Source organism: Craterilacuibacter sp. (assembly GCF_051659485.1).
Lineage (GTDB): Bacteria > Pseudomonadota > Gammaproteobacteria > Burkholderiales > Chromobacteriaceae > Craterilacuibacter.
Window position 1 is genome coordinate 1 of the sequence record NZ_JBOFOO010000120.1, and the last position, 4,894, is coordinate 4,894.

Genomic DNA, 4,894 nt, shown 5'->3' on the forward strand with positions numbered 1-4,894 from the left:
TTACGTTTCCAATCTTCTTGCAGTGCGAGTGTTTGGCATCGCCAAGCACTCACACCTATCGGTTGTTCGTGTTGTTAAAGAGCAGTGCCTATCCGCTTGTTTCGTTTGCGGCGTCAGCTGAGGAGGCGAAATATACGCACTAGCGGCAGAGGCGTCAACACTATTTATGAGGCAAATTCATACAATTTACGTACCTTCGGGAAAGGGCAAATATAAACAACTGAAAGCAAAGAAGTTATTGCCATGTCTTGTTTTAAAAGAGGCGTGAAATTATTACTGCACCACAAAAAACGCCCTCCGATATACGAAGAGCGTTCCGAGTTTAATGACTAGAGTCCAGCTTACATGGCATCCAGTACTTCTATACCCAGCAAGTTCATACCGGTCTTGAGAGTTTTGCCGGTCAGTGCAGCCATCTGCAGGCGACTGGCGCGCATTTCACCCTCGGCCTTGAGAATGGGGCAAGCTTCATAGAAACGGGAGAATAGCTGAGCCAAGTTGTACAGATACTGGCTGAGATGATGCGGGTAGCAACTGTCAGCTACTGTTACTAGCACATCTTCGAATTGAGCCAGCGCAACAGCCAGTTGCTTCTCAGCGGCCTCACTGATCACGATAGGTGCTGTCGCATCGTAGTGGTCAGCCTTGCGGAATACGCTCTGCACACGGGTATAGGCATATTGCAGGTAAGGCGCAGTATTGCCTTCAAACGAGAGCATATTCTCCCAGTTGAAGATGTAATCGCTAGTACGACTCTTGGACAGATCGGCATACTTCACCGCTCCGATCCCGACAGCGTGAGCAATCTGTTGCTTGACCTCGGCTGCTAGGTCCGGATTTTTCTCGCCAACCAGATTCAATGCACGCTCTTCGGACTCATTCAGCAGTTCGATCAGTTTGACGGTACCACCGGAGCGAGTCTTAAATGGCTTGTTGTCCTCGCCCATCATGGTGCCGAAGGCAATATGCTCGAGCACGACATTATCCGGTGCGAAGCCCGCCTTGCGACAGGTCGTAAACATCTGCTGGAAATGCAGGCTCTGGCGCGCATCGACAACGTAGATAATACGATCGGCGTTCAGTTGACGTACACGATAGCGCACTGCGCCCAGGTCGGTAGTCGAATACAGGAAACCGCCATCCTTCTTCTGCACGATATAGGCAGCCGGATTGCCATCCTGATCGGCAAACTCGGGCAGGAACACGACCTTGGCGCCTTCGCTGTCAGTCACGATGCCCATCTCGGTCAACTCGTTCACCACATTGGCCAAATCATCGTTATAGGCCGACTCGCCCATCACATCATCGCGGGTCAGCATCACACCCAGCGTGTCGTAAACGGCCTGGCAATGCGACAGCGATACCCCGACAAACTGACGCCACAGCGCCAGTACCGATTCGTCACCGCCCTGCAGGCGCACGACGTACTCACGGGCACGATTGGCAAAGTCTTCGCTCTCGTCAAAGCGGATCTTGGCGTTACGGTAGAAGGTTTCCAAGTCGCCCAATTCCATCCCGGCTTTGCCGGTCTGCTGGGTCTCGACCAGATAAGCGGTCAGCATCCCGAACTGAGTACCCCAGTCGCCGACATGGTTCTGGCGGATCACCTCATGTCCCATAAAGGACAGTACGCGCGCAATGGCATCCCCGATAATGGTCGAACGCAGATGGCCGACATGCATCTCTTTGGCCAGGTTGGGCGACGAGTAGTCGATCACCACGGTCTGCTTGGCCGGCAGAGTTAGCCCAAGGCGTGCGTCGTGCAAAGCCGTTTCGCTGCGGCGTGCCAGATATTCGGGTGACAGATGGATGTTGATAAAACCTGGGCCGGCAATTTCCACCTTTTCGGCAATGCCTTCCAGATCCAGCGCATCCACTACTTTTTGTGCCAGCTCACGTGGATTCATCTTCAGTGCCTTGGCTGCACCCATGACACCATTGGCCTGATAGTCGCCAAAGCCCACTTTAGAAGAAGGCTGCACCACGGCTGGCGCATCAGGAACACCGGCAGCGGCCAGTGCCGCTTGTACTCTTTGATTAATCAGTTGTTGTATTGTCATTGCATGCCTTATAGATAACCAGGGAGAAGCGAAAATACCGATCACTTCCAAAAATCTGTTTTTGATTGTATGCGCCAAATGCCGCTTGGGCAACGACCAGCAAGCTACAAACACCAACGGCAGTGCGACACTGGCCGCACTGCCGTTTCTTGATAGCTAATATTGAGATCAGAATAAGCGGGTAATCAATGCCTTGTTCATGCCAGACATACCCGGAATTCGGACTTGAATACCGTTGCCCGGAGCAACGGCTATGGCAGCACCATTGCGCAGCATGGTTTTTAACTCAATCACATGGTTACCGCTTGGGTGGATCACTTCCAGCTTGTCACCCACTGAAAAGCGGTTTTTAACCTCTACGGTAGCCCAGCCTTCAGCATCGACCTCCAGTACATCCCCCACGTACTGGCTCTGCTTAGCCTTGGAATGGCCGGTCATGTAGTTCTGGTGTTCCTGCGTCTGATGGCGCTCAAGGAAGCCCGGGGTGTAACCGCGATTAGCCAAACCATCCAACTCAGCCAGCAGGCCAAGATTAAATGGCCGGCCGGCAACGGCGTCATCAATCGCCTGGCGGTAAACCTGTGCGGTACGCGCCACATAATAAAGGCTCTTAGTACGACCTTCGATCTTGAGCGAGTCAACACCGATCTTGACCAGTTTCTCCACCTGCTCGACCGCACGCAGATCCTTGGAGTTCATGATGTAAGTGCCGTGTTCATCCTCGATGATGGGCATCATCTCGCCAGGACGGTTGCCCTCTTCGATCAGATAAGTCTTGTCAGCCAGCGGATGGCGCTCGGCGCCGCCACAGGCGGCAAAGCTCTGGTTTGCTTCTTCCAGTGCCTTGCCAAAATCCAGCTTGATCGTCTGTACATCACCGGCATCATCACCCTGCGTATCGTGCATCTTGTAATCCCAGCGGCAGGCATTGGTGCAGGTGCCCTGGTTGGGATCACGATGATTGAAGTAACCCGACAGCAGGCAGCGTCCCGAGTAGGCGATGCATAAGGCACCATGCACGAAGACTTCCAGTTCGATGTCTGGACATTCCTGACGGATTTCGGCGATTTCATCCAGCGACAGTTCGCGCGACAGGATGATGCGGCTGACACCGAGTTTCTGCCAGAACTTCACCCCCATGTAATTGACGGTATTCGCCTGTACCGACAAATGAACGGGCACTTCCGGCCATTTCTCACGCACCATCATGATCAGGCCAGGGTCAGCCATAATCAGCGCATCCGGCTTCATGGCAATCACCGGTGCCATGTCGGCCATATACGTCTTGACCTTGCTGTTATGCGGCAACAGATTACTGGCAACAAAGAATAGCTTGCCACGCGCATGTGCCTCTTCGATACCCGTCTTCAATTCCTCAAGCTTGAAATCATTATTGCGTGCGCGCAGGGAATAACGCGGCTGGCCAGCATAGACAGCATCGGCACCAAAATCATAAGCCGCGCGCATCTTGTCTAGCGTGCCGGCAGGCAATAGCAGTTCAGGTACTTTCATAGGGGTTTCTCAGTGAAGAAAACAAGGCAAGGGTACAAGATCAGGCTCGACAAAGACCTTGCGGGCGCGTTCATGCCCCAGCAAGTCTGCAGAATAATGACAACGAACCATGGATACCGTATCCGTCAGCATATCGTGGTTTGCATGGCAAAAATGCTCCCAATCTTCTGCTATTGCAGGCTGCTCAGCGATGCGCTGGTAGAGCAGGATCAGAGTCGCCATGGTCAGGGTGTGATGGTATGAGTCAGCCAGCCCTTGTGTCAGGGCATAGCGTGAAAATGCATATGCGCAGCGTGCAGCAGCTTCCCGCACCGGGTAGTCACGGTGATAGGCCCACGCGGCATAGAGGCGTGTCTGCTGGTTGAAACTGGAAACCGGCAAATTGCCATTCTCCAGCGCGCGCAGAAATGTCTGGTGATTCGTCACTGCAAACTCCAAAAACGGCGACAGGCCCCGCATACGGAGCCTGTCTTGTCTTGATACCGGCGCGATTATCTACGCCATGCCGCGACTCGTCAACACTAGCCACAAAGGTCCGTCACAAACAAACCCTTGTTTTTAATGCCATTTCAGCAACGTGGCTTTCCCATCAGTGCCAGCAATGCCAGCAACTGCCCCGCCACACCCAGCAGCATAACGCACGGCAAGATCACATCAGCCCATGGCTGGCCATCCGCCCAATCCAGGCCTCGCCCCATACTGGCAGCCATCAGCAGCACGGTCGACAATAGCAATGCCAGCACGGCCAGGCGCCGGCGCTGCCTCAAAAAATGCAAAATATCTGTCACCAATCTGCCCCCCGTGAATAAATTACCGGACTTTATCCTGTCTGCCGGCAATTCTACCAGCACGCTCACACGGCAGGCAGACAGGAATCATGCCGGTGCATGCAGGCTAAAAACCTTGCCTGGGTTCATCAGGTTATCGGGATCCAGCGTCCGCTTGATCGCACGCATCATCTCCAGCCCGGCTTCACCCGCTTCCTCTGCCAGATAAGCCTGCTTGCCAATGCCGATACCGTGTTCACCGGTGCAAGTACCCTCCATCGCCAGCGCACGCTGCACCAGACGATGATTGATCTGCTTCATTTGCGCCAGTTCGGTTTTGTCCGCAGGATCGGCCAGCAGCATCAAGTGGAAGTTGCCGTCCCCCACGTGACCGAACAAGGGCGCAGCCACACCTTCGGCCTGAAGATCCAGATAGGTAGCCTCGATACACTCGGCAAGCCGGGAGATAGGGACACAGACATCGGTGGCAACGCAGCGGCTACCGGGTTTCAATTGCAGGCCAGCAAAGTAGGCGTTGTGCCGTGCCTGCCACAA

General features: G+C 54.1%; 5 protein-coding genes. All 5 read right to left on the minus strand.

Annotation, left to right across the window (positions count from 1 at the left end; all coding sequences use genetic code 11):
- Nucleotides 1-341 precede the first annotated feature (341 nt).
- Nucleotides 342-2,060, minus strand: a complete 1,719-nt coding sequence (gene argS / locus ACRC1E_RS04135) for an arginine--tRNA ligase (protein WP_438513846.1) — start codon at nucleotides 2,058-2,060, stop codon at nucleotides 342-344.
- 168 nt (nucleotides 2,061-2,228) lie between these two features.
- A complete protein-coding gene (gene trhP, locus ACRC1E_RS04140; RefSeq protein ID WP_438513847.1) occupies nucleotides 2,229-3,572 on the minus strand; it encodes a prephenate-dependent tRNA uridine(34) hydroxylase TrhP in 1,344 nt (447 codons plus the stop codon).
- A gap of 9 nt (nucleotides 3,573-3,581) precedes the next feature.
- Nucleotides 3,582-4,031 (minus strand): hypothetical protein, encoded by a 450-nt coding sequence (locus ACRC1E_RS04145; RefSeq protein ID WP_438513848.1) that lies wholly within the window; start codon nucleotides 4,029-4,031, stop codon nucleotides 3,582-3,584.
- A 110-nt stretch (nucleotides 4,032-4,141) separates the two neighbouring features.
- Complete coding sequence (locus tag ACRC1E_RS04150; RefSeq protein WP_438513849.1) at nucleotides 4,142-4,360, minus strand: hypothetical protein; 219 nt, start codon at nucleotides 4,358-4,360, stop codon at nucleotides 4,142-4,144.
- Between the two features lie 87 nt (nucleotides 4,361-4,447).
- Nucleotides 4,448-4,894 (minus strand): FAD-binding oxidoreductase (locus ACRC1E_RS04155; RefSeq protein ID WP_438513850.1); only part of this gene is annotated, 447 nt, incomplete at its 5' end.

Coding starts and splice junctions, on each gene's coding strand:
- argS (WP_438513846.1), bottom strand. CDS start 2,060: ATGACAATACAACAACTGATTAATCAAAGAGTACAAGCGGCACTGGCC.
- trhP (WP_438513847.1), bottom strand. CDS start 3,572: ATGAAAGTACCTGAACTGCTATTGCCTGCCGGCACGCTAGACAAGATG.
- ACRC1E_RS04145 (WP_438513848.1), bottom strand. CDS start 4,031: ATGCGGGGCCTGTCGCCGTTTTTGGAGTTTGCAGTGACGAATCACCAG.